This window comes from Paenibacillus sp. 2TAF8 (assembly GCF_052114825.1).
Classification (GTDB): Bacteria; Bacillota; Bacilli; order Paenibacillales; family Paenibacillaceae; genus Paenibacillus.
The window spans coordinates 14246-40217 of sequence record NZ_JBFRFN010000020.1 but is presented as its reverse complement, the minus strand read 5'-3'; the positions used below and the strand labels follow the sequence as shown (position 1 = coordinate 40217).

The following is a 25972-nucleotide window of genomic DNA, read 5'->3' as shown; positions in this document are numbered from 1 at the left end:
AACAAAAGTCCACCTCTCCAATGATCTACATCACCGGATGGTGGACTTTCCAACATGGACAGCGCAGCCTCAGGCCAATGCACTAACCTTCCTTTGTAAATACATAACTCGTGATCTGTTAGAAACGGTTCACCGGGCGGTGTAGCTTGTACACGAGGAAGCTCATATAGGTCAAGATACCAAACAGTACAGCGATATCCAACATATGTGCCAGCGCTACAAACATGTAAACTTCTGGACGGCTAATCGTCCACATCATGAACATACCGATAACCACTTGCAACAGAATTAAAACGACGGATAACACACCGAGTGTCCGCAATTCACGGTTATCCGGGTGTTTGCGATAGGCAAAATGCCCCAAGATCGCAATTACGATCACGAGCGACACAGCTGCCAGACGATGGGCAAAGGCAATAGCTACCCCGCCAGAGAGTTCAGGCACAATCTGCCCGTTACAGAGCGGAAATCCGGAACAACCGCCAGCAGAATTCGTATGGCTTACAAATGCCCCTGTGTACACGACCAGATACGTATAGACGGTTGAGAACCAAACCAGGTTGCGGAATCCTTTGCTGACGCGAGGATATTGATTCAGACGTTCCAAACCGCCATGTTTCGCTTCCTGCCGAATGCCTAGAGCCATCATCAACGAGCTGGCGAAGGCAATGAGCGCAAACCCAAAGTGAAGTGCCATAACCGCTGAAGACTGCGAGAAGACAACGGCAAATGCACCCATGATTCCTTGAATGATTACAAATATAAGAGTTAGCAACGAGAACAATTGCAGATCACGACGCTGTTTGCCAAATCGTAAGAAAGCAACAAACGAAGCAATGGATAGCAGCCCTGCCAGTGCACTGACGGCACGGTGGGAGTATTCAATTAGTGAGGCAACAGTATGTGCCGGCACGAGCTTTCCGTTACACAAAGGCCATTCGGTTCCACAGCCAAGGCCGGATTCGGTTTTGGTCACGACTCCGCCCCCAAAGGTAGCCAGAAACATGACAAGACAGGTTAATACGGTTAACCATTTAAATAATGTTAAGTGCTTCAATTTTTTCTCACCCGCTGTTGGTTTAAGATGGCGAAGAAGTCTTCGCTTGATAATCATGCTAACTTCATAATTGGTGCCATTGTTCTTTTGTTACTTTAAAACGATGTAATTGCCTTACCTTCCAACTTTGCTTTCATAAGAGCTCATAGCTCATTAAAGCGCTTGTTTTTAACTTTGACACTAATTTCACAACTAAATTCATTATACCGGATAAAATCATCATTGACGCCGCGCTTTGTGACAAAATGTTAACGTCTAATAAAAATTTGACCAGTGAGTCATTATTATTCTTAAATCTAATTATGTAAGCCATCAACAAGCTCGGTACCTAGAACTCCGCATTTATCATTAATCGTTTATCATTTTCAACATTTTCAACATTTTCAAATCACCGACTCCTCACTTCCGATTCTAACGATCACCATGGAGCTTATTTTGCAAATATAGCCCCTTTTCTGAACCTAACGATCACCATGGAGCTTATTTCTAAGTAACACGGCAATAATTGCTGCAAATACGCCTTTTAGTCCCCAATAGCGTCTCTGGAGATCGTTAGATTTTTTTATGAGTTACATTCGAGCAAATAACGTTCCTGGTGATCGTTAGAGCATTGAGTTACCGTGCAGTGTCTGCGAAAGGACCTGAGTTGGTATGTAGCATATCACCGCAACATTGACGCAGAAAAATCCCGACTCCGATCTTTAGCCTCTAGTTCTTTTCACCTCAACCAAAATAAAAACAAGGCCGTCTTAAGCCAAAATGTGGCTCTACCGACAGCCTTGTGTTTGCATACTTAGTCCACAGTCTTCCCTATCTTGAGATAATTCATTCCTGCTATGCTGTGCGGTACTTGCTCACCCTTATTGCTTCGGTATATGCTCCCGTACCTCACACTTTTGCATACATGCCGGAATTCGTTCTTAGCGATGTCGATCAAAGCATATCGAATGATCTGTCAATTGCAACGGTGTAACCCTTACTACATCTCGCTGCTCCACAGCTGCGTTCTCTGCACAACTCATCTAAACTTACCGCTGCTCCACAGTTCCGTCTCCGCGCAACTCATCTCACCTTACTTGTGAATCGTGTTATACACCTCAACTGCGCGATCCAAAAACTGCTCGATCTCTTCTCTAGACTTACGCAGCTTATTCACATATCGCACTAATTCCCGTCCGTCCGTATAGGCTACAAAACTTGGGATACCCAAAATATTTTGTTCCTGACTCACCGGGCCTACCTGGTCAACATCCACTTCAATCAAAGTTAAATCACGTGAATACTTGGTTTCGACCTCAGGCATAAACGGATCGATGTACTTGCAGTCTCCACACCAATCTGCCTTGAATACGGCTACCGTCAAACGTGGAGATTGAATCGCCACATCAAATTCCGGTTTGGATGTAATTTGTTCCATTTGTCACATCTCCTTTTCTGCACCTTGTCTACATCTAAGTGAAGCAAATTGGTGATTGGAAGTCAAATGTTCGGCGCATACTTAGAATAACCACAAGTTCTGGCTTATCAAACACAGTTTTTCATGAAAGGATGTTCCATTCATGACTTCCACCAGAAGCGACTCTTCGGAAACGCATCACACAGGTTCCATTATGCAGATCGTTCGCTCCATTCCCGGAGCAGCCCTGGAAGTATGGCGCGGTAAACAGGCTGCCTGGCATGCTTCCTCCCAGCTCAGACACCCTTCGCGTAACCTGAACTGGAATGCAGATACTGCTGCTGCTCTGCAGGCTGAGGTAGAACGGTTAATACCTATAGCTGGCAAATCATCTCCTACACGCAACATTCAAGCACAAAGTGCATTGGTTTGTGAGGAGGATTGTATCATTCTTGAAGAAATCAAAACCTTAACGCAGCAGCAGAATCGCAGTAATGTGACCCGCACGGCTGCTTATCTGGAATGTTATGAACAGTACCCCGAACTGCACTGGGCTCTGCTGGCGCACATGGTATCCCGCAACGGCGGATATCATATGACCGACCTGCACAGTGACCTGATGCATAATTTGCAAAACCAGGTGGATCGTGAACATATGTATCGCCTGCTGGAGCGGTGCAATGCTCTTATTTTCCAAGATGCGTACCCTCAGTTGCAGCTGTATATGCACAGTCGGCGGCTTGGCCGAAGCTGCTTCCATCTGTTGTCTCATTTTCACGTATCGGCATTTATGACGCCGTTCTGGGAGCGCTTTTGGCTGGAACGGTGCAGTTCCATACTGAGTGTGGCATTAATTATTAATGAGCAGAACTATATTGAGACCAGAGTGGTGCAGCATCCTTATTTTCAAAAAGAAGTGCTCTCCAAACCTGCTTTTCATCTGCATAATCTGGCCGGGCTGAACCACATTGTCTTTCCTCTTGGACAAGGAGGTGGCCTCACCGGACGGGTTATTGAACATTTTGGCAAACTAAATGAGCGGATCCAGTTCGGCAAAGGACTGTATGCCCTACTATTCGGTGTGGAGCAAGTGCTCCAGCAAGTTTTGGAGTTCGCACGCACCGTTCCTCACGGCGGCTCACGGGCGGAATATTGGCCGGGCCTGTTTACCAAGCATCACGAGGGGCCAGCAGACCATAATCTGTACACGCAAGTTTTAATGAATGAGGAATGGCTGCCGAAAGGTCAGCGTCTTTATTCACCTGAGCTGCTCGCTGTCTGGGGTGACACTCCTTATGAACCGATTACAAGACATGACTGGCTTGAGACAAGAGATTGCCTTGGATACCTGACCGCGCCACGCAGACCTTGGCTGTTTGAAATGAGTCATGAGCATCGGTACGGCATGTTAAAAACAGCTCTCGCTCATGATGTACAGGCCATCACTCACTAATTGGCAGGAGAAAAAATAGAATCCGAAGCCATCTCCCTATGCAATAACAATAAAAAAGGCGCCGTCCGCTAAAGAGCAGACCGCGCTTTTTTTACCTAAATTTATCCCCGTTGTCCGGCGCCGCGTTGCAGACGCATAAGGGGACGAAGAATTTTTTGCAGAATTCGCGGGTAACTCCCCAGCTCGTCCTTACGCAACACACGAAGAACCACCATCAGCACGAGATATACCACAACGACCAGCACACCCACGACCATACAGGTTAACAGGAAAGATACTCGTGCAGGTAAGAACGCACCAAAGATCTGGTTTCCACTCCAATTGGCTGCAAAGCCGACAGCTGCTGCGAGAAGTACCGTGATGATAAATCCAATCCAGCGATCCCCCATAATCGAGAAATCAACGATTTTACGCAGTACACGCAGATTCAGATATGTGATGACCAAGAAACATAGTCCTGTTGCAATAATGATCCCGTAAATGCCAAAGATCGGCGCTAGGATAAGGCTCGCAATCAGCTTAACGATAATACCTGCCGCTACGCTAATCATCGTGATTCGTGGTTTACCCACCCCGAGAAGCATCGAGTTCGTTGTCATCATTGTAATCTGGAAAATGGTGCCGAACGTCAGTAATGCTATAATCGGCGTGCCATCTGGACTTGTGAACAGCAAGCCGTTTACCGAATAAGCCGCCGCACACAAAGTAATCACAATCGGCATTCCCGTCAGAATGGAAATCCGCAGCGCCAGCGTTACCTGATTTTTCAGATGCAACTCATCTTTACGGGCAAAAGCCGCTGATATGACAGGCACAAGGGACTGACTGAGCGCAATTGCGAGAATTGGCGGAATACCGGCTATACTCTGGGCTTTGGCGCCAAGAATCGCCAGTACACCTGTCGCTTCTTCCAGACCGATTCGTCCACTAAGCAGGGGAACGACGAGAGAAGAGTCAATAAAGTTGATTGCCGGAACAGCAAGTGAAGATAACACAATCGGAATTGAAAGTTTAAAAATATCCGTGTAAATACCGCGCATCGGCAGTTGCTCTGCACGCTCATAATGAAGCTGAGCCGCACGATCACTTTTGCGGAGCTTCAAAGTGAAGTACAGCATCACCGCAAATGCGCCGATGCTACCAAACACACCACCGAAGGATGCCCCGGCTGCAATTGTCTGATCATCGTAATTCCATTGCAACATCACATAGGCCACAATAATCGCTACGCCTACACGCGCAAACTGCTCTACGATCTGCGAGATACCGCCTGCCGTCATATTCCCGCGTCCCTGGAAATACCCACGCATCATCGCGATCGCCGGGAAGAGCAGCAGAGCCGGAGCAAGGGCCCGGATAGCACTCACAGATTCCGGTACTTTGGAAATATGGGTGGCATAGAATGGTGCCGCGAACCATAACAGAACAGACATGACCACACCGGCCACGGCTGCAAATATTAAGGCTGCACGGTATATCTGCTGCGCTTCCCCTGCGCGTCCGAGCGCGTAGCGTTCCGAAACCATTTTACTCAGCGTACTCGGTATGCCCGCCGTTGCCACAGTTAATAGCATTAAATACACCGTATTGGAGATCGTGAACGATGCGTTACCGATATCCCCGAGGATGTGCTCCAGCGGCACGCGCTGCACCAGACCTAGTACCCTTGCAATCAATGCGGCAGCCGCCAATATGAGCGTACCTTTAATAAATGTTTCCTTCTTAGACAAAACGAATTCCCCTTCTTTCCCCACACCGGACCTCTTCGGCCCTAAGCTAGCTAACCTGACAATCTAGGCGAATCGAACCACCCAAATAATGAATAGAACAATCATCACGAGTTGCAAAATAATTTTCATCACCGTGCTGGTAAACAGCCCGACGACAGAGCCAAAACCAACTTTGGATGCTTTGGAAGGCGAGGAACCGCCGATCAGCTCTCCGATAAACGCACCGATGAATGGCCCCAGGACAAGTCCAAAGGCAGGAATCACAAACGGGCCAATGATTACACCGATGGTACTCAGCGTTGTAGATAGCTTGGAGCCGCCGAACTTTTTGACTCCCCAAGCACTCACCACATAATCCGCCACAAACAGTACCACTACGATCAGAATCTGAATAATCCAGAACCAGACACCAAACGGATCAAAGCTGAAAAACCAGCCGTAGACCAGAAACGCGAAGAAAATCGCGATTGCACCCGGCAGAATCGGATATACCGTACCTGCCATACCAACTGCAAACAGCAGTACAATTAAAATCCAGCCAACGGTTGCGAGCAAAGGTTACTCCCCCTTCAAAATATGTTCACGAATCAGATGAGCAATGCCATCCTCATTATTGCTTCCAATAATTAAATCTGCCGCTTCTTTTACCTGCTCCTGTGCATTACCCATCGCAACACCCAGACCGACAGCTTCAATGACAGCCAGATCATTCAGACTGTCGCCAACAGCGACCACTTCGGACATGTTGATGCCCAGCAACTGGCATACTTCGGCTACACCGGTAGCTTTGGATACGTTCTCCGGGTTTACTTCAATGTTTACAGGAGAGGAATTGGTCATTTGCAGACCACCCATTTCCTGCAGCTCTATCATGATCTGATGGCGAACCTCATCATCCTCAGTGGTGAATCCAAATTTCAGCCATTCCACTCCTTCAATGTTACCCGTCCAGCGATCCCGGTTATACAACTCTTCCACGGAGTATGCCCAGTACCAACTGTTATATTTCTCCCCAATCTCATGCATCTTGCGAATCAAAGCCGGGTCCATCAGATGGCGTAAGTGAAGCTCATGTGGCGCTTTCCAAACCTCGCTACCATTAACTGTAACCATTGGCGTTTCCAGACCGAGCTGTACCGCATAAGGCATAGCATGGTATACCGCTCTCCCCGTAGACAAGCACACATGTACCCCTCGGCGAATTGCAATCTGTATCCACTTGGCCGTCTCCTGTGTAATTTCATGATTATCATTCAGCAACGTGCCGTCCATATCCAAGGCCAGCAGTTTATATTTCAGTTCACTCATGCTGTAAATCCTCCTCCAGTATTTCTCTCTCCTATAAACCCTCTTGCATTAAACGACTTCCACATCCACTTTTTCCAAGCTCTCTCTACTTAAACAACAAGATCGCCCGGTATCCGCGAAATCGCGGACGCCCCGGACGTCACAACTAACGACATTTTACCACAGATCACGCATATGCAACAAAGTAACCTGTATTTGAATCTTTGACGCTGTATATCAGATATTATTAGAAATCGGAAATACAAAAACCGCCGGCAGAGTGAACTGCACCTCCAATTGGTAGTTGTGCCAATTGGGGTGCAGTTCAGAGCAGGCGGTCTGGTTAATCAACTGATTTGTTCAAATTCAAAAGTACAAATCATGCCTAATATGATATGCCATGCATGATCCTTATTACCAGTGGTCACCGTGCCGCATATTTACGGCGGACATACCGCAGCACAATTCCATGTTTTGGTGACAGGAGCAGCGCGAGTACAAATAAAATACCAGCCACAGCCACCATGCATCCTGCAATAGAAGCATCCATCGCGTAAGCCATCAGGTAACCGCCAACAGAGGAGGCTGCACCGATCAGTACAGCGTACAGAATCATTTTGCCAAGCTGATCCGTGAGCAGATAAGCTGCAGCCGCAGGTACAATCAACATGCCTACAACAAGAATGGAGCCTACACTTTCAAAAGAAGCAACCGATGTCATGGAAACTAGTCCCATGAGCGCATAGTGGAACAAAACCACCGGGATGCCGCAAGCTGCCGCCAGTGCCGGATCGAAAGCACATAACTTGAACTGCTTGTAGAACAGCCCGACAACGACAAGAATGACAAGTAACGTAATCCCCAGCATCCAAACCGCTCTTGGCCCTACATCCGCGCCCCACAACGTTAACGTATCCCATTGTACATAGGCAATTTCACCGAACAATACACAGTCCAGATCCAGATCGATATGCTGCGCATTCAGACTGATAAGGATGACTCCTACAGCAAAGAGTGCTGTAAATACAATGCCAATCGAAGCATCCGAAGACAGGCCTCCAGCCTGGAGGCTCTGAATGAAGAACACCGTCAACAACCCAAACACTGTTGCACCAAGCAACATCCACAGAGAGTCTCTGGAGCCACTCCACAGAAAAGCAATCGCAATCCCGGGCAACACCGCATGGCTAATCGCATCTCCGACCAGAGCCATACGGCGCAGAATCAGAAAGCAACCAAGAATGGCGCAAGCAGAGGAGACTAATATTGCCGTTAAAATAATCCAGAATGTAGCCATTTACATCTCCCCCCGTTTCTGTGTTTGGGGCTGTGTGGAGCTTAACTGTAACGTAGCCTGTTCTTCACGCATATAAGTCGATTTTGCTTGGATGCTCCGCAACTTACGAGCCAGCAATCCACGTCTCGGTGCAAACAGAGTAGATATGGCAAACAACACCGTAGCTGCAAGCACCGTTACTGGCCCTGTCGGCAGGTTAGGAACAAACGTGCTGAAAATCGTTCCTGCGGCACCGCTTAATGCGCCGAACAATCCAGCCAGTAGCACCATAAGAGCGAGCGAATCGGTCCAGCACCTTGCCGCCGCTGCCGGGGTCACCAGTAATGCCGCAACGAGCACCACACCGACCGCCTGAATTCCGGCTACAACGGCAATGACAGTCAGTAACAGAATAAGCTGCTCCAATACCCCAACTGGCAGCCCCATACCTCTCGCAAAGCCAGGGTCGAAGCTCACGAGCTTGAATTCCTTAAACCAAATTAGGCAGGCGACCAATAGTACAAGACACACCCCGCCCATCACATACACATCCGTTAACACCATCGATGCCGCTTGCCCGAACAGGTACTTGTCAAGTCCGCTCTGGCTTCCACTGGCGCTATGTTGGATACGTGTCAACATCACCACACCGATACCGAAAAACACCGTCAGCACGATACCCATCGCTGTATCCTGCTTGATCCGGGAAAATCGGGTGATCCACGAAATCCCGAAAGTTGCTACAATGCCCGCGATGAGTGCACCGAATAAGAACAATGCAATCGATTTGGTTTCCGTCAACATAAACGCGATACAAATTCCAGGCAAAGCCGCGTGTGCAAGAGTATCGCCCATCAGACTTTGACGACGAAGAAAGGTGAACGAACCGATAATACCACTGCTGAATCCGAGCAATAGGCAGCCAAGTAATATCCAACGTGTGTTCGGGTCTGACAAAATAGAAATAACCCAGTTCCACATGTGCTACACCTGGCCTTTCCCCGCTCGGCTGCCGATCATCGCGATCCGGCCTCCGTAGGTTTCTTGTAATGTATCTTCGACAAACACTTCGCTTGTCGGTCCAGCGGCAACCAAACGTCCATTGAGTAGCAGTACATGATCGAAGTATTCCTCCACCGTAGCCAAATCATGGTGAACTACCAGCACGGTCTTGCCCTGTCTTTTCAATTGCTCCAGCAGAGAAATGATCGCTTTCTCCGTTGTAGCATCCACTCCTGCAAAAGGCTCATCCATGAAATACAGGTCTGCATCCTGTACAAGCGCTCTGGCGAGGAAAACACGCTGCTGCTGTCCACCTGATAGCTGGCTGATCTGCCGATACATGTAATCCCCCATGCCAACCTGTTCCAGACAATGAGCGGCCAGATCCTTTTCCTTTTTGCCTGGACGTCGGAACCATCCCAGATGTCCGTACCTCCCCATCATGACAACATCTAAAGCATGGGTCGGAAAGTCCCAATCGACGGACTCTCTCTGCGGAACATAGCCGATGCGCCGCCGTGTTTCACGATAAGATCGTCCGAAAATTTCTACCTCACCGTGCATTTTGGGTACAAGCCCCAGAACCGCTTTGATCAAGGTTGACTTCCCTGCCCCATTCGGACCCAAAATGCCAATAAGTTGTCCTTCGGGTACATCGAAGGATACATTGCTAAGCACTGGCTTTTTGTGATAAGCCACCGCCAAATTGCTTACGCGAAGAGGCGAAGAGGCAGTTTCTACTCCTTGTCCGGGCAGTTCATTGTCTATATTTTCTAATGCTTGTTTGGTTGTATTGGTATTGTTTATCATCATAGCGCTCCTCTCTCCAAATGATTTATTACTTTAAAGCTGCCACGATCGTTTCGACATTGTGCCGCACCATTCCGATATAGGTGCCCTCAACGGTTCCCTCAGCCCCCATAGCGTCAGAGAATAGTTCGCCGCCAATTTTCACGGTATGGCCCTTCTCAGCTGCACCAGCAATAATCGCTTCCATCGCTTTAGCAGGTACACTTGATTCAATGAATACCGCTTTGATCTGATTTCCTACCAGAAAATCCCGTAATTCACTTACATCTTTGGCTCCGTATTCCGCTGCTGTGCTGATGCCTTGAAGTCCCATTACTTTAATACCGTAGGCTTGACCAAAATAGCCAAATGCATCATGCGCAGTCACCAGTACACGGCTCGCTTCAGGAATCTGTCCAATGTTCTCACGCACTTCCTTATCTAATGCACCCAGCTTCTCCAGATACGTTTCCGCCTGTGTCTTGTACTGCTGTGCATGATCCGGGTCTGCTTCCATCAGCGTGTCACGGACAGCTTCAGTAGCACGCATCCAGTGTTTGACGTTAAACCACACATGCGGATCATACTCCGTACCGCCTGTCGCTTGACCGGAATGTAACTCCTCTACCGGAATTTTTTCGGCAACCGCAGTGACCCGTTTACTTTTGGACATTTTCTCCAATATAGTTGTCATCTTTCCTTCCAGATGCAGGCCGTTATAGAAGATGACCTTGGCTTGTTCCAGTTTGCGAATATCTCCTTGGGATGCTTTATACAAATGCGGGTCTACACCTGGTCCCATCAATCCGGTAACCTCAACATATGCTCCGCCCACCTCTCGTGCTACATCCGCAATCATGCCTGTTGTTGCCGTGACCTGCACTTTGCCGTTAGCATCTGTTTCCGGAGTACTAGAACAAGCGGTAAGCACAATAATAAGTACAAGACATGCCATCGTAATGAACCCACGATGAATGCTCCTCATCTTCACCATTAACAATTCAACCTTCCCCTTTCCCTATCCTAAAATATTTGTCCATAACTAATTAAGTTGTACAAGGTACTAATTTTTAAGTTCGTCTAATAATGTTTCCMTTGTGCAAATTTTATCCGATGAAAAAATAAAAGGCAAGGGATATTTCCCCTCGCCTGTCCAAAAGTTTATGAAGTACAGTATGATGCTGTTTATCAAACGTTTCTATGATCCTGTCTTTGTTCTTCTTGTTTTAAAAGCTCCGATATTTAATTTTGCTCCTGATTCTGATCCTTCTTGCCCTTCGGAACGCCGTCTAATCCATACACTTGATCGTATGCATCAAAAATTTTGCGTGCGATAGGCGAAGCACTCACCGATCCAAACCCACCTTCAGGCACGACGACTGCTACAGCCAGCTTTGGATTCTCCCGCGGGGCAAAGGCGATAAAGACACCGTTCTCCTTTTTATTCGGCCCGGTTCCTTGCTCGGATGTTCCTGTCTTTCTGGCAAAATCATAAGGGAACCCGTCAAAGGCACTCACCTTGGTGACCATCCCCTTATGCACTTCGTTCCAGTGTGCATCGGCAAACTGTACTTCATTAAGCACCTTTGGCTTGAATTTCTTCACCACATTGCCCTCTGCGTCCCTGATTTCTTTCACCAGGTGTGGCTCCATCCGCTTACCCTTATTTGCCAGCATAGTGGTGTACTGGGCAAGTTGCATCGTCGTATATTTGGCTTGCTGACCAAATGACGCAAACGCAAGACGTGTCAGTGCAGACTCATTATTGTCTGCTTTATACTCCAACTGACCAAGGAATTCTTTGGGCAGATCAATGCCTGTAGAGACACCCAAACCAAAATCCTTCATGTATTCGTCCCACTTAGCAAGGGCTTTTGTGGCACCATAATTATTCAGCAAACGCTTGCCCACCATATCAATCATAAAAGCATTGGACGACTTTTCAATCGCTCTCCGTGCGGTAATATTACCGTTGTAGGCCGAATGTGAGTTCTTTACTTGTCTTCCATCCTTGCCTAATACAGCGTAACCTTTATCAGGATAAGTACTTCCCGCAGTGAACAGTCCCTCTTTCAGACCGATGAGAACACTCAGCGGTTTAATGACCGACCCAAGAAGCACAACGGACTCTGCGCGGCTTGGCTTATTATCGTTAGGCGGAAAAGACTCTGTCGTCCCGTTACGGAAAACATACTTGATTTTGTCATAATCCCAGTCATTCGGATCATAATCTGGCATACTTGCCATAGCTACCACATTGCCTGTGTCCACTTCCATAGCTACGGCGTAGCCCGTAATAGCCTTCGGCAGCTTTCGTAATTCATCCGTAATGGCCTTTTGTGCCGCAAGCTGAACCTCCTTGTCGATGGTGGAGATCAGACTATAACCCTTCTCTGGTGGAGTCAGCTCCATTGTGCCCGTTGGTAAATTGCGAGAGTCAATATCAATGGAATGATATCCGCTTCGTCCTCGAAGCTCCTGCTGGTACTGTAACTCCAACCCATCGAAACCAACCTTCTCATCCTGTGAGTATACCAATCCCGGATCACGCTGCGATGCCGATTGCTCTATGATCGTTTTGTATTGCCTTAATGCACCTGCTCCCTTAAATTCCCGTGTATAACCAACAACCTGCACAGCAACACGATCGGGGTCATATCTCCGTACATTCTCTTCCAGCACCATAACACCGGGATACTCCGTTTTTTTCTCTAGAAAAAAAGCAATTTCCTGGGTTGTCAGATCCGACTTGACCAGTCTTGGCACATAACCGAATGTTTTCTGATGATCCAGATCCAGCCGTTTAACGATTTCCTCTGCATCCGGCTGCTTCTCGTCTCCCGGATTGAATCGTTTGAATATATCCGCCAGTTCACGAGCCAGTTCCTCCGCTTCCTGTCTGCGGTCATCATTACGATAATCCTCATAAAGCAGTACATAGAGTGACTGTACCGGTTCTGAATAAGCAAGTGCCACTTTTCCGGTCGCATCATAGATCGGTCCGCGCACAGGGGCTAACGGAATATCTTTAGTATTGCGTGTCGATTCCATATAAGTCAGTTCAGGCCCTTCGACAAACTGAATAAATGCCAGCCGAAAGATCAGAATGCTGAATATAACAAAAGCCACGAAAAAAAATATATTCAGCCTGGCGCTGGAAGCTGTATTTACCGCTCTCTCGTCCTCATTCGGCGGTTTATTCTTCAGTCGTTTAAACATGTAATGCCCCTCTCCGTTCGTTAGCAAACTTTCACCTCTTAATTTTAGCAAAAGCTGACTGTAACGTCTTTCTATTTTTGGTTACATTCTCGTAATATGATCCAACCATAAATAATACAACATTGCCTTCCCTAGCTCTTGGCTAACCCTCTTCCCTCTGTATATAACGTAAGAGGAATGATTGGGTTCCATAAAGTACAACAAAAAAAGCCCCGTTCTCGGGGCCTTTTGGTGTATGGCGTGTAAGATCTCCATCACTGCATTACGGCGTACTCGTTTCTGTGTCTTTATTTTTATCCTTTTTCGGAATACCATCGAGACCGAATTCCTGATCGTAAGCATCGAAAATCGCGCGTGCAACCGGAGCGGCACTGTTGGAACCAAAGCCCCCTTCAGGGATCATGACAGCAACAGCCAGCTTTGGATTGTTACGTGGGGCATAAGCGATAAACACCCCGTTATCGACCGGTTTGCCTCCAATACTCTGTGTCGACGTACCTGTTTTTCTGGCAAAATCATAAGGGAACCCGCCAAAGGCAGAAACCTCGGTAGCCATACCACGCTGTACCTCATTCCAGTATGCATCACTGAAGTCTGCTGTGCTGAGTACCTTCGGTTTCACCTTCTCCACCACATTGCCTTCCGAATCCCGGAACTCTTTAACAAGCTGTGGTTCCATGCGTTTTCCTTTGTTGGCAAGCATCACGGTATACTGCGCCAGTTGCATGGTTGTATATTTTCCTTGTTGTCCAAAGGAAGCATAGACTAGTTTAGTCAATGAGGTTTCAGAACTTTCGATATATTCTTTACGTCCAGGCCACTCATTCGGCAAGTCCACTCCTGTTTTTATACCAAGACCAAATTGCTCCATATACTTATCCCACACGTCAACGCCCTTAGCACCATATCGCGAGTACAGCTTCTTACCAATCTCGTCAATCATAAATACGTTGGAGGAATGACGAATGGCATCACGAGGGTACATGGCACCGTAAACATGCCCCGATGAGTTCTGTACGCGGCGGTTATCTCCGCCAAATGTGGTTGAACCTCGGTCGATATACACCGAATTGGTGGTAAAGAAACCTTCCTTCAAACCGATCAACACACTCAGTGGCTTAATCGTTGAGCCGAGCAACACGACGGATTCAGCCCTTTTTCTGGACTCACCAGGCAGGAAACCTCGGATTGTACCGTTCTGGTAAATATATTTGATTTTATCGTAATCCTCTGTGCTGATGCTGCCCGTTCTCCACACATTGGTGTCATAATCAGGCATACTGGCTGCAGCTACAACTTTGCCTGTATCCACTTCCATCGCTACGGCAAAGCCTGTTTTGGCATTGGGATGCAATTTACCGGATACCGGATTGCGATGTAACCAGCTGAGCTGATCCATAATCGCCTGTTCGGTTTTCACCTGTACGTTTTTGTTGATGCTGGAGATCAGGTCATACCCTTTTTGCGGCGGGGTTGTACCCGCTACCCCTTCAGGAAGGTTACGCAGATCAACGTCAACCGACGTATAACCACTTTTGCCTCGCAGCTTATCCTGATACTGTAACTCCAGCCCATCAAATCCAACAAACTCATTCTCCGTGTAAACCAAACCTGGATCAGTCTGTGTTTTGTTCGCTTCATCCACTTCTTTATACTTGTTCAATGTTTTGGAGCTTTTGAATTTTTTCAAATAACCAATGGATTGAACAGCCACTGTGTCCGGATCGTAGTAACGTACACTTTCTTCCACGATCTGAATACCTTTGAATTCATCCTTATGCTGGAGAAAATAAGCAACCTCGCCTTCAGACAAATCACTCTTGATCAGACGCGGCATAAAACCGTTCGCCTTGCGTGAATTCAAATCCATTTCCTCCATAATCTGATCCACGGTCAGAGATTCAGAATTGGGGGCTTTATACTTTTCAAACACATCATGTAGATGCCCGGCCATCTCCTGGACTTCCCCAATTTTGGGGTTAGGCTTACCATCCACATCGCCATAGTTTTTGTACAATGTAAGATACAACGATTGAATCGGTTTGGAATACGCCAGCTTCACCGTGCCTGTAGAGTCATAGATGGTTCCTCTCACAGGAGCGAGCGGCACATCCTTCGTAATGTTACTCGCTTCTTCCTGGCTAAGTTCAGGCCCTTCGACGAACTGTAAATAGGCCAAACGCACAATAATCACACTAAAAATAACAAAGGAAGCGAAGAAAAATACGTTCATCCGGTAACTAAAGCGCCGTTTGTCCGCAAGTTCATCCTTCTCATTGGAATGCTTTTTCATTCATCCTACCTCTTTCATGACTTGATGCATACCGCAGAAAAAATTCGATTCCCGGCATGATAACCTGGCAACGTCGTCATATTCCGAACCTTGTCCGTGTCCGGTGTAAAATCAAGCTGACTGATCTTTCAGATGGGTGTCGGCAAAGTTAGGTGGATTAAACCAGTCTCCACTAATGGCCCACGTTGGATCAAGCGGAACCCAGCTTTGGGAATCACTCAAATAGACTTCATTCCACGCGTGAGGACCGTAGCCTCCCTGACCGTTATATCCCAGACCTGTAACCACCTTCACATCAAGCCCTTGGGAACGAGCCATCACCGAATATAGACGAGCATAATCGATGCATACCCCTTTGCGTGTATCAAACGTATTCTGTGGGGTCTGTTCATGCCATATTCCCTTCTGTTCATAATCATCCACTTTCCCATAGTCGTATTGAACCCGGCTCCCAACCCAGTCATACAGAGCTCTGGCTTTTGCTTCATCCGAAGTTTTACCTTTGACAATCTCCTGCGCAGCTTGCTCAATATCTGCCGGAATATTGTGATCAATCACTTCATATTTCCGCTGCAGAATGCCTCCGAGTTCCTTTTGTACGGCCTGTGTAAATACGGGAAGCTTGTCTTTAATAAAGGTACCAGACAAAGGTTCAATGACCGATTTGGCCCCCTGCATGTAGATCGGGGAAGCCTCCACATATCTGCTGAACATGCTGCCCGGATAGAGACTGACGATCATGAATAATACTGCAATCACAATCATTCCGCGGACGGAGCCAATCACGGTTCCAATCACAGCGCCTGTTAGGCGGCTAATGAAACCTTTGGGTGCAACTTGCTCATCTTCTGCGTGTCTTCTTCTGAATAGGAAGGATGATACAAAACCAAGAATCATGCGAATCACGCCGTAACTCAGTACAAATAATACAGCGAACCGCATGAGTGGGAAATCCGCAATCGCAGTTACCAACGTATAATACAATTGCTCCCACCGGTTTAATTCACGATTAGGCATGGCCCCAGCATGTACAGACAACCATTGCTGCACATATGGTGCGAGCCATAACGTTAAACCGATGGATAACAAAATACCAATGACCGCCATAATACCATCCATCAGGAAACCAAAGAGTCTCCCCGCAGAACGTGAAGCCCCTCTGGCCCAACCCTGCAATAAGGAAGCCGCTACGATCAGCAGCAGTAAAATAGTAATCCCATTAAACTCCTTCAGGCTGTCCAGCCAAGTTTGCAGCACGTCTTTATTCCTCCTTTAACTAGGGCCTGTCTTAAAACTCGCTGAAGTGCATCTTTTACCGTCTTTTCGCCCCCTGCTGCGTCACTTTCCCTTGACGTGCCCCGGCACGCCTGCGGTAAACTTCCTTGCTTGGAACGAAAATCCCGCAAAATCTGCTTCCTTCGGATTTTTCAGATATGCCCTACGAAGCAGGTGCTGTTTTGTTTTTTTGTGCCTGTTCGACAAATGTACGGATCGTATCGTTGTCGAGCTTCCACTCACCAACAGAAATACCGCGGAACGTCACATCGACTTTATCCGACTTCGTGTTACCCTTAAGCTCAACATTAGGACTGGTAATCGTAAATTCACCATTTTGTCCAGCCGAATAGGTTGCTTTGGAAGCTTCCTTGAGCATGATGCTTGTTGCTTCTTTTTTGAGCGTGTCCATCGTGCTGGATTGCACGTCTGTGACGGTCTGTTTGATCTGTTCAATGGAGATGCCGCTGTATATCAGCAGAGCCGCAATAATGATGATGGCAATCGCCCATTTTAACATCGTTTTGACCACATTCAGAACAAGGAACAAAATGATCAATGCAACGACGATCACTAGCCAGTTCTGCATCACAAACTCTTTGATTACTTCTATGTTCATGATTACACCTTCCGTATTAGAGTTCATTTATGACTTCCCGAATATTATACATGATTTCCGATCCTGCTGTCAGCTAAGCCCTCTTCGGCAAAAATAAACGGTCTAAGTTCGTCCAGCGGGGCGTACAAGTAGTACCATGAGGTTTCATCCAACGAACGTGGACACGTTCCAGACCCGTGAATGAACATGCATCGCCTAACAAGGAGGGGCTCTAGTGAAAACGGCTATCTGGCTATACCTGTTTTTGTTTCTAGCTGTATTCGATTTGCATGCTCAATATCCCATCCTGACGCCGTTTGCCATATCGCTCGGTGCAGCACCCACTTTTATCGGCTGGATGATGGGCATATATTCCTTAACCCATCTGCCTGGCAACTTAATTGCCGGGACACAGATCGATAAACATGGCAGCCGCAGATATATCGTATTCAGTCTGGTAGGCGCGGGCATTATCCTTCTCTTGCAGGCTCATATTCATACTCCTTGGCAGCTGCTCGCACTACGTTCCATCAGCGGATTCGTATTAGCCTTTCTGTCTCCCGCATGTCTGGCGCTACTCGCACAACTCTCCAGTGATCCTGTGAAACAGGGGAAATATATGTCGGGTCATGGCGTTGTCCATACGCTGGCCTCCGTTGTATCACCAGCTGCAGGTGCGATAATCGTTGGTGCTATGGGCTTTTCCTCGACGTTCTCGGGTCTTGGTTATTTGCTTATCCTGACTGGTGTCATTGCCCTACTGACCATGCCACGAGGCCTTGCTCCCCAGCCACAGCCATTGACAGAACCAGCGAAGCCTGCGCCGGGATCATCCAACCAAGCTTCGACCAATTCCGGTCGTATTCCAGCAGAAGCGTCTAAAACATTTCTACCCGTGTCCTGGCGTTATTTTATTCTGCCCTTGGTCATTGCCTGCGCTCAAGGGATTCTATTCTTCGAACTCCCTCTGCGGGGAGGCGGGCATTCTTCCATGATGTCTACGGGTTTACTGTTTTCCATCATTAGCATCGGTGCATTGTTCACACTCAGCATGCTGTTCCTTAACCGTTATTCACCCAAACTACGTCTGGTTGCTGGTGTGCTTCTGATGTCCTTGAGCTTTTTCGTTATGGCAGCCGTACCACAAATCTCAATATCCATCGTATTATTTGTGCTCGGGATGTCCAAAGGCATTATTTTCCCAGCGATGGCTACACTTTTTATTCACTTAAGTGGCGGCAGCAAGCTTGGACGTATTTTCTCTCTGCAATCGATTGCGACCTCTATTGGCTCGTTCATTGGTCCGATTACGGCGGGACAACTGAGGCTCGGCGTTTCCCCTTATTTCATTGCTTTTATTTTGCTAATGGTTGGAATTCTGCTGCTGCCATATTATACGTCCAGACACGCTGCCTCACTCTCATCTTCCGATGCCAAAAGCGTTCTTGGGTAACAAACTTTGCATCAATCCCCCATTTCCAGATACACTATAAGTACATTCAGTCGATTTTCGCTGTAACATTTCCCGGGGAATGTCGACATCAGCTCTCGAATCAGGGGTGAATAAGATGCCTATTCATGTCATTGTGGAAGGTAAGAATGATCGCAGTAAACTCAAACGTTTGGTTGGACCAGAGATCAATATTCTGTGCACGTTTGGAACGCTGAACTCCCTCAAACTGGAGACGCTGCGCAAGCAAGTGGGGTATGATGAAGTTTATTTATTCATGGACAATGACAGCTCAGGCAAAAAAATAAGAGGTGTACTGCGTGACGCTTTCCCAGATGCGGTACAAATGTATACGAGACGTGGCTATGCAGGGGTTGAAGGTACACCTGATGAATACATCATTTCTCAATTGGAAAAGGCCGGACTGGAGGAGTATATCCAGTATCCTGACCAACCTTCGTATTAAAAAGAGGGAAAAATAAAGGCTGTTTCCAGTTAAATCTACCGGAGACAGCCTTTCATTTATAGTTATTCTTTAATCAGTCTGCGAATATCCTCGGCAATGGCTTCTGGCTGCACATCTTCGGAATTAAAAGCGTTATACACCTTACGCAACTGATTATTCTCATCTACCAGACCAATCATGTTCATATGGGCAAAATCATCCTTATTCTCGCCTTCGATCAGAATCTGAAAAGATTCTTTGGCGAATTGTTTGGTTTTATCCATATCCCCTCGCAGGAAATACCAGCCGGAATAATCCGCATGGAAGCGATCAGCAAATGTTTTGATTTTCTCCCGCGTATCCACCTTCGGGTCAAAGGAAATCGATACAAAGGAGGCTTTATCTGCAAAAGTTCCATCCTCTTTCAACAAGTCCTGCACCTGCGACAGTGTAAATGTCGTAATCGGACACACATCAGGGCAGCTGGTAAAATAAAAGTAGAACAATCGTACTTTGCCTTGTGTATCCTCAAGAGATACATTACGTCCGTCTACATTTTCCATAGAGAACGATTGGATCTCACGAATCTCGGGTAATTTCTCCTTGCTGGCAAATACCGTGTTCCACATTAAATATACTGCCATAATCAGTGCTATACCAAGCAATATCCATGTCCATTTATACTTCTTCATGACCTGCATCCTTTTTCCATCCCCCCAACAATATACTGGTGAATACGCATACATATTTGATGCATATAAGCCCTCTTTTCGATTGCATATCACTTGCCTCTAAAAAACACAGTGAAATCCGTTGAAGTTTACCTTCAATTTGCGTTATCGCTCTGGTTCAGTGATACATATGTATAGAATAGTGCCTTCATTGCCAACTTGCTGCGGTTATAACAAGTATGATGTTTTCAGAAAAAGGCTCTTCGAGAAATATTTAATCTTCTCACGGCACTTCCGATATAAAGTTTATCACAGGAACTCGTAGAATAGTTTGACAATGTTCGTACATTTGTTGGGAAATGGACAGATTGTTACCAGTGTTCCGCATGTTTTGCATCCATGCACGTGGATAATATACACTAGATATGGGTATCACCTAGATAGAGAAGGTTAATGTTTAAAGACGATACACCTTACAAAGGAGACATTTATGGATACCTCTACACATTTTGTCATGGGCATTGGTTTGGCGGGTCTCGCTTATGTTGATCCTGTCGTTGCAGCCGATCCGATGCTCGCAGCCGCAGTCATGGTGGGTACGATCGCTGGCTCCCAGGCCCCCGACATTGATACTGCACTGCGTTTCAAAAGCAATTCGCTCTATATTCGAAATCATCGGGGATTATCCCACTCGCTGCCGTTTCTGCTGTTATGGGTACTGCTGCTTACCGGTGTGATTGGATTAATTTTTTCGGGAGTCTCGCTGGGCCATGTCGCTCTATGGACAGCCGTAGCTGTAGGCGTACATGTATTCACCGACTTGTTCAATACGTATGGAACCCAGGCCGCACGCCCCTTTACAGAACGCTGGATTGCCTGGAACATTATTCATATTTTTGATCCGTTCCTGTTTACAACGCATGTCATTGCGATCCTGTTATGGGCTTTCGATCTCATTGCACCGGCCCCACTCTTTACGACCCTGTATATCCTGATCGGAATGTATTATATATGGCGTACCATTGCTCGTGCGATGGTGGTTTGCAAGGTGAGACGTATGGATAACAGTTCGGAACCAGCCAAATACATCGTCATTCCGACGATTTCCTGGAGCCGATGGCATGTTGTCAAAACGAATAAGGATGGAAGCTACGAGCTTGGGAAAATGGATGGATCTGATCTGACATGGAGTCTTCATGCCACATCATCCACACATGCAGCTGTGGTGGCTTCACGCAAAGCACCAGAGGTTAGTGCATTTCTATACTTCACTTCTTATGCTGTAGCAGAAGTAGAGGAACTTCCCGCCGGATATAAAGTTCGCTGGGCCGATGTCCGGTATCGGCACCGGAAGCAATATCCGTTTGTTGCCGTCGTGGTTATGGATCGGAACTTTAAAACGATTGATACCTATGTAGGCTGGCTGAGTGACGAGAAAATGGATAAAAAACTTTTATCTGCTCGCCCTTGACGCAGGTATGGATTGAGGGCACAATCAGATATAGGAATGATTGCGCGGGAAAAAGCCCGGAGCGTTATCGCTCCGGGCTTTCACTGCTTTGGTATATAAATTATTTGCCAGACCCAGCCAGAGACTGCTCAGCGATCTGTACCAGACGTTTGGTGATATATCCACCCAAAGATCCAGTCTCACGGGAAGTGTAGTTACCATAGTATCCGTCTTGTGGAATGGTAACACCCAGTTCTTGTGCAGCCTCCATTTTCAATTGTTGCAGGGCTGCTGTCGCTTGAGGTACCACCAAGTTGTTAGAAGAGCGAGATCCTTGAGCCATATTTAAAATCTCCTTTCAATCTGTGTCTGTAATGTATTGCAAGCTTGCAAGATTATTATGGCTCGCTCGCTTCAGGTTATACGAGAATTCATTAAATTTGTACATGGAGGTTTTTCCCAATGAGCAAAGGTTTATCCTTTTGGTTTGCATTCTCTTCCATTGTTTTGTTAACGATTACAGCGATCTCGATCTCATACAATGGCTGGCTTGCCGCCCTGCTGTTTGTTTTATCCATGGCTAATATCGTTTGGGGATTTGTCATTCGGTCTAAAAAAGAACGTCTGGAAGCCCGCTCGGCTTCCGAATCAACTTCCTGAGCCGTGCATTCGCAATAGTTACAAATTCAAAAAAAGAGGAGACGGATGCATTCATCCGTCTCCTTTTTCGTTCACATCCTGAACAATTCACGAGCTTCATCATAAACAAATAAACAACAATCAAGATCACGTCAGGCCAGAACAAAATGTTTCTAAGCCATGACTGGATTTATCATTACGATTTGCGTCTAGGAACAAAGCCCATGCGCTCTTTCACCGCATCCAGTGTCTTCGCAGCATCCTCTTCAGCACGACGTGCGGAAGTCTCTAATACATCGGCCAGTTCACCAGACTCACGAATTTCGTTGTATCTTGCCTGAAGCGGTTCAATTACAGAGACAACCACTTCAGCGAGTTCCTTTTTGAATGGACCGTACATTTTTCCTTCATAACGCTCTGCGACCTCATTCAATGTCATACCCGCACATTCCGCATAGATGCTCATCAGATTGCTGACTTCCGGCTTATTTGCCGGATCATAGACAACTTCTCGACCAGAATCCGTTGTGGCACGGCTTATTTTTTTGCGAATGACATCCGGCGGATCTAAGAGAGCGATATAACTGCCAGCATTGGGATTACTTTTACTCATTTTCGAGGAGGCATCATCCAGTGACATGACACGAGCACCGACCTGTGGAATATAAGGCTCAGGAATGGTGAAATATTCTCCGTAACGATGGTTAAAGCGCCCTGCCAGATCACGCGTCAGCTCCAGATGCTGCTTCTGATCTTCCCCGACAGGTACCAGATCTGCATTGTACAGCAAAATATCTGCTGCCATCAGAGATGGATATACAAACAAACCGGCGCCTACTGAATCTTTGCCTGAAGACTTGTCTTTGAACTGAGTCATCCGTTCCAGCTCACCCATCGAGGTCAGCGTTGTCATCAACCAGCCAAGTTCAGCGTGTTGTGGTACATGCGATTGCAAAAATACATTTGACTTGCTTGGATCAATTCCGGCCGCGATAAATAATGCGGCTACAGCCTCGGATTGTTCACGCAGTGCTGCCGGCTCTTGTGCCACCGTGACGGCATGCAGATCTACAACCATGAAATGACACTTGTAGTCATGCTGTAATTTCACAAAATTTTTAATTGCACCGATATAATTGCCCAATGTAAGCTTACCGCTCGGCTGAATACCTGATAATACTGTTTTCATACGAATACGCCTCCCTAATCCACATGAATCCTATATACATTGAACTCCAGATTTTACACAACCCACTTCAATGACAGAATTAGTTTCTGTCCTTTCCGTTATGATGTAAATGAATCGTTCAACTTATATAGAATTTAGAATTTTAAACTTGCTTGTACATGGAAATATTCCCGCTCTGCGAACGCAAAAAAGCCCCACATCCGCAAGGGACGTGAGACCGTGGTGCCACCCTTATTCGCTCTCCTCTTCGCTACCCTGACATGCAGGAAAGCAGAAAAGAAAAAGCCTTCATTGTTCCGTAACGTGGAATAACCGGTATAACCTACTGGAATCGCCTGCACAAGCTCGATTGGTTCAGCTATACACTCAAGGGTCCATTCAACAAAGAGTTCACACCAGTTCGCATCAGCCACTGGCTTTCTGAAGAGAATACTCTTTGCCTACTTGTCCCCGTCATCGCTTTGATATCATTCAGTTGATAAAAGACTTCCAGAATTCCATCTTAATCCGCCCAAGCCTGAATGTCAAAATGGAATGAGTTTTTTTTCCCGATGCATGAAAATCTGTTATGATGGTATTGCTTATCCTGTGAAGGCTTTGAAGAAGCTTGCAGGAGTCACAAAAAAGTTGGCATGATGACAATGACACGCCTGTAGCAGCTTCAGCAAGCCTGACTGCCTGCAGACAGATTTCAAGTGGGAAAAGGAGCATCGATATGAAACAAGTGACCAAAGGTCAATGGAATGGTTACGACACGTATATCCTACATAGCCGTGAATTGGAAATCACCCTGCTACCTCGTCTGGGAAATAACATCATCTCGATTCGTGATTTGGCGCAGAACAGGGATATCGTTCGCCGTCCCGACGAAGACGATCTGGCTTTCTATTTACAGAAGCCTTATCACTTTGGAGTCCCGTTACTCATACCGCCAGGACGTATCCATCAGGGACAATTCGAGTATGAAGGTGTACGTTATCAGTTCGATCAGAATACGGCGAATGGCAACCATATTCACGGGCTCCATCGCAGCCAGTCCTGGTGTGTCAGTGATATTGAAGAAGACGAAGACGGATGTGCAATCACGACTGAATTATTAACCGAAAATGAAAAGCATTGGATGGAACAATTCCCTATTCCTCTGAAACTTGAAATGACGTTCAGTTTGCAAAATTCAGTATTAACCCAGCGACTGCGTGTCACTAATCTGAGTTCAACACCCGCTCCCTTCGGGATGGGATATCATACATGGTTTTTGCTAGACGGTAAACCTGCTGACTGGACATTGCAGTTACCTGTTTCTGGATTGTACGCGCAAAATGAAGAGCAACTGCCTACGGGTGAAATCGAGGCGCTACATGACGAATGGTCCTCCATTAGCGAAGGAATCAGCATGCAAGGACGGGACTGGGACACACTGCTTCGTGCTGCGGAAGGCCAACCTGCTGTTGCGCATTTACGGAGAAAAGATGGATATACACTGAAATATTCAGTGGATGAAGCTTTTTTTAAGCACTGGGTTTTATATACCAAAGGTGAATCCGATCAGTTTTTGTGTATCGAACCTTATACCTGGTTGCCGGATGCACCGAATTTGCCGATGACCGACGATGTAACCGGACTGATCCGACTCGAACCCGAGCAACCTGTAGAGCTTTTTACACATATCGAGGTTGTATCACCAACCGACTAGGCAAGCCCTATTTTTACGATATGTAAAATCTCATCCGTTGATATTCTGGACCCTGCACAAAACGAGCCGATCCGCACTGGATCGGCTTTTTGAGTTGACATGTCTTCGTTTGATCATCCATATATTCCCTTACGCCATATCATGTATATTTCCTCATTCTCGATCCATACTAACATCACCAACCCACAAGGAGGTGAGACATATGTACGGAAGTCAAAACCAAGGTGGCGGAAGCCGCTCCAACAATCTGGTTGTTCCTCAAGCGAACGCAGCATTGCAACAATTGAAAATGGAAGCTGCGCAAGAGCTGGGTGTAACAATCCCCCAAGATGGTTACTACGGTAACTATACTTCCCGTGAGACTGGATCTCTGGGCGGATACATCACGAAACGTCTGGTACAAATCGCTGAGCAGCAATTATCGGGTCGTTCGTAAGCTCGTAATTATTGCTTAAGTGTTGCTTGATGAATTGGATTGAATGAATGGCGGCCTTCTTCGGAGGTGCCGCTTTATTTCTATTTCTAATAAACAAAACAATATCTAGTTTTGGGTACATTATGAGCCAGATCCCGTACCCGAGTCTAGATATGTATTCGTTCTTGGGTAGCGAATCATCAAGTTCGCCATATTGTAGTTGGATTCCATCGTGGCATCAATCATAATCATGCCTTGTCTTACCGTGAAGTCATAGCTGATTTCACCATGTGTCCAATTTCGTTTGAATTTCAGCGTTTCCAATGCCATGGCGCGAAAGGAAGTCCTTTGCGCATGATTAAGTCCATCACTTTCCATCTCGATCCGCCCCTCTCTCCCCGTTATCGGATTATGTCGAATACCAAATTTTCCAATAACGTTATTTCGTATTTGCACAAAAACTACTCCTGAATCTAATCCTGATAACTCCTGATCTAGTTCTTTGAACACCAAATCCAACTGTCTTGCTAATGAAAGTTGCTCTGCTTTCACGTTAACACTCCTCCTACTATGTTTTTTATGCTTTAAGTCCTATAACACAAGGACTTACGACTCATTATATGACATCATATACGCTTACTCAAC

General features: G+C 46.6%; 24 protein-coding genes and 1 other annotated feature. Of the genes, 7 read left to right on the top strand and 17 right to left on the bottom strand.

Annotated features, from left to right (window positions below):
• Window positions 1-118: 118 nt before the first annotated feature.
• Both AB4Z30_RS23415 and AB4Z30_RS23410 read right to left on the bottom strand, forming a co-directional pair.
• Window positions 119-1006 carry a COX15/CtaA family protein gene (locus AB4Z30_RS23415; RefSeq protein ID WP_441929905.1) on the bottom strand — a complete coding sequence of 296 codons (888 nt, stop codon included), beginning with the start codon at window positions 1004-1006 and terminating at the stop codon, window positions 119-121.
• A 1123-nt stretch (window positions 1007-2129) separates the two neighbouring features.
• Window positions 2130-2474, bottom strand: coding sequence for a thioredoxin family protein (locus AB4Z30_RS23410; RefSeq protein WP_111269516.1), 345 nt, complete (start codon window positions 2472-2474; stop codon window positions 2130-2132).
• A 142-nt stretch (window positions 2475-2616) separates the two neighbouring features.
• Between AB4Z30_RS23410 and AB4Z30_RS23405 the strand changes: the two genes are divergently transcribed.
• Entirely contained in the window at window positions 2617-3906 is a 1290-nt protein-coding gene (locus tag AB4Z30_RS23405) for a DUF2515 family protein (protein WP_441929852.1), read from the top strand.
• 101 nt (window positions 3907-4007) lie between these two features.
• Here AB4Z30_RS23405 and AB4Z30_RS23400 read toward each other — a convergent pair whose 3' ends face one another.
• The 11 genes from AB4Z30_RS23400 to AB4Z30_RS23350 form a co-directional block, all read right to left on the bottom strand.
• Entirely contained in the window at window positions 4008-5636 is a 1629-nt protein-coding gene (locus tag AB4Z30_RS23400; protein WP_441929851.1) for a putative polysaccharide biosynthesis protein, read from the bottom strand.
• A 63-nt stretch (window positions 5637-5699) separates the two neighbouring features.
• On the bottom strand, window positions 5700-6140 hold the full coding sequence (locus AB4Z30_RS23395) for a DUF456 domain-containing protein (RefSeq protein WP_145336354.1): 441 nt from the start codon (window positions 6138-6140) through the stop codon (window positions 5700-5702).
• A 54-nt stretch (window positions 6141-6194) separates the two neighbouring features.
• Window positions 6195-6944: a Cof-type HAD-IIB family hydrolase gene (locus AB4Z30_RS23390; protein ID WP_441929850.1), complete on the bottom strand. Its 750-nt coding sequence runs from the start codon at window positions 6942-6944 to the stop codon at window positions 6195-6197.
• A 403-nt stretch (window positions 6945-7347) separates the two neighbouring features.
• A complete protein-coding gene (locus tag AB4Z30_RS23385; protein WP_441929849.1) occupies window positions 7348-8220 on the bottom strand; it encodes a metal ABC transporter permease in 873 nt (290 codons plus the stop codon).
• Window positions 8221-9180: a metal ABC transporter permease gene (locus AB4Z30_RS23380; protein WP_441929848.1), complete on the bottom strand. Its 960-nt coding sequence runs from the start codon at window positions 9178-9180 to the stop codon at window positions 8221-8223.
• Window positions 9181-9183: 3 nt separating this feature from the next.
• On the bottom strand, window positions 9184-10014 hold the full coding sequence (locus tag AB4Z30_RS23375; RefSeq protein WP_441929847.1) for a metal ABC transporter ATP-binding protein: 831 nt from the start codon (window positions 10012-10014) through the stop codon (window positions 9184-9186).
• Between the two features lie 25 nt (window positions 10015-10039).
• Window positions 10040-10984 (bottom strand): metal ABC transporter solute-binding protein, Zn/Mn family, encoded by a 945-nt coding sequence (locus tag AB4Z30_RS23370; RefSeq protein WP_441929846.1) that lies wholly within the window; start codon window positions 10982-10984, stop codon window positions 10040-10042.
• Between the two features lie 248 nt (window positions 10985-11232).
• Window positions 11233-13209 carry a peptidoglycan D,D-transpeptidase FtsI family protein gene (locus tag AB4Z30_RS23365; protein WP_441929845.1) on the bottom strand — a complete coding sequence of 659 codons (1977 nt, stop codon included), beginning with the start codon at window positions 13207-13209 and terminating at the stop codon, window positions 11233-11235.
• A gap of 262 nt (window positions 13210-13471) precedes the next feature.
• The gene (locus tag AB4Z30_RS23360) at window positions 13472-15502 is read right to left on the bottom strand and encodes a peptidoglycan D,D-transpeptidase FtsI family protein (protein ID WP_441929844.1); all 2031 of its coding nucleotides are present in this window, start codon (window positions 15500-15502) and stop codon (window positions 13472-13474) included.
• 111 nt (window positions 15503-15613) lie between these two features.
• Window positions 15614-16759 carry a transglutaminase domain-containing protein gene (locus tag AB4Z30_RS23355; RefSeq protein ID WP_441929843.1) on the bottom strand — a complete coding sequence of 382 codons (1146 nt, stop codon included), beginning with the start codon at window positions 16757-16759 and terminating at the stop codon, window positions 15614-15616.
• Between the two features lie 181 nt (window positions 16760-16940).
• Complete coding sequence (locus tag AB4Z30_RS23350; RefSeq protein ID WP_441929842.1) at window positions 16941-17396, bottom strand: ATPase; 456 nt, start codon at window positions 17394-17396, stop codon at window positions 16941-16943.
• A 214-nt stretch (window positions 17397-17610) separates the two neighbouring features.
• Here AB4Z30_RS23350 and AB4Z30_RS23345 point away from each other — a divergent pair, with 214 nt between their 5' ends.
• On the top strand, window positions 17611-18828 hold the full coding sequence (locus AB4Z30_RS23345; RefSeq protein WP_441929841.1) for an MFS transporter: 1218 nt from the start codon (window positions 17611-17613) through the stop codon (window positions 18826-18828).
• Window positions 18829-18943: 115 nt separating this feature from the next.
• Window positions 18944-19291, top strand: a complete 348-nt coding sequence (locus AB4Z30_RS23340; RefSeq protein ID WP_441929840.1) for a toprim domain-containing protein — start codon at window positions 18944-18946, stop codon at window positions 19289-19291.
• A 62-nt stretch (window positions 19292-19353) separates the two neighbouring features.
• On the opposite strand, the gene AB4Z30_RS23335 is transcribed toward AB4Z30_RS23340, so the two are convergent.
• Window positions 19354-19962, bottom strand: a complete 609-nt coding sequence (locus AB4Z30_RS23335; RefSeq protein ID WP_441929839.1) for an SCO family protein — start codon at window positions 19960-19962, stop codon at window positions 19354-19356.
• Window positions 19963-20431: 469 nt separating this feature from the next.
• Between AB4Z30_RS23335 and AB4Z30_RS23330 the strand changes: the two genes are divergently transcribed.
• On the top strand, window positions 20432-21412 hold the full coding sequence (locus tag AB4Z30_RS23330) for a metal-dependent hydrolase (protein WP_441929838.1): 981 nt from the start codon (window positions 20432-20434) through the stop codon (window positions 21410-21412).
• Between the two features lie 100 nt (window positions 21413-21512).
• Here AB4Z30_RS23330 and AB4Z30_RS23325 read toward each other — a convergent pair whose 3' ends face one another.
• On the bottom strand, window positions 21513-21734 hold the full coding sequence (locus AB4Z30_RS23325; protein ID WP_056702318.1) for an alpha/beta-type small acid-soluble spore protein: 222 nt from the start codon (window positions 21732-21734) through the stop codon (window positions 21513-21515).
• Between the two features lie 119 nt (window positions 21735-21853).
• Here AB4Z30_RS23325 and AB4Z30_RS23320 point away from each other — a divergent pair, with 119 nt between their 5' ends.
• Window positions 21854-22051 (top strand): hypothetical protein, encoded by a 198-nt coding sequence (locus tag AB4Z30_RS23320; protein WP_441929837.1) that lies wholly within the window; start codon window positions 21854-21856, stop codon window positions 22049-22051.
• 175 nt (window positions 22052-22226) lie between these two features.
• Here the strand turns inward: AB4Z30_RS23320 and trpS are convergent, their stop codons facing one another.
• Window positions 22227-23219 carry a tryptophan--tRNA ligase gene (trpS, locus tag AB4Z30_RS23315; RefSeq protein WP_441929836.1) on the bottom strand — a complete coding sequence of 331 codons (993 nt, stop codon included), beginning with the start codon at window positions 23217-23219 and terminating at the stop codon, window positions 22227-22229.
• Window positions 23220-23421: 202 nt separating this feature from the next.
• Window positions 23422-23685 (bottom strand) — a binding site (T-box leader).
• Between the two features lie 249 nt (window positions 23686-23934).
• Between trpS and AB4Z30_RS23310 the strand changes: the two genes are divergently transcribed.
• Window positions 23935-24912 carry an aldose 1-epimerase gene (locus tag AB4Z30_RS23310; protein ID WP_441929835.1) on the top strand — a complete coding sequence of 326 codons (978 nt, stop codon included), beginning with the start codon at window positions 23935-23937 and terminating at the stop codon, window positions 24910-24912.
• Between the two features lie 202 nt (window positions 24913-25114).
• Window positions 25115-25348, top strand: coding sequence for an alpha/beta-type small acid-soluble spore protein (locus tag AB4Z30_RS23305; RefSeq protein ID WP_090919627.1), 234 nt, complete (start codon window positions 25115-25117; stop codon window positions 25346-25348).
• A gap of 120 nt (window positions 25349-25468) precedes the next feature.
• On the opposite strand, the gene AB4Z30_RS23300 is transcribed toward AB4Z30_RS23305, so the two are convergent.
• On the bottom strand, window positions 25469-25879 hold the full coding sequence (locus tag AB4Z30_RS23300) for an O-methyltransferase (protein WP_441929834.1): 411 nt from the start codon (window positions 25877-25879) through the stop codon (window positions 25469-25471).
• Window positions 25880-25972 lie beyond the last annotated feature (93 nt).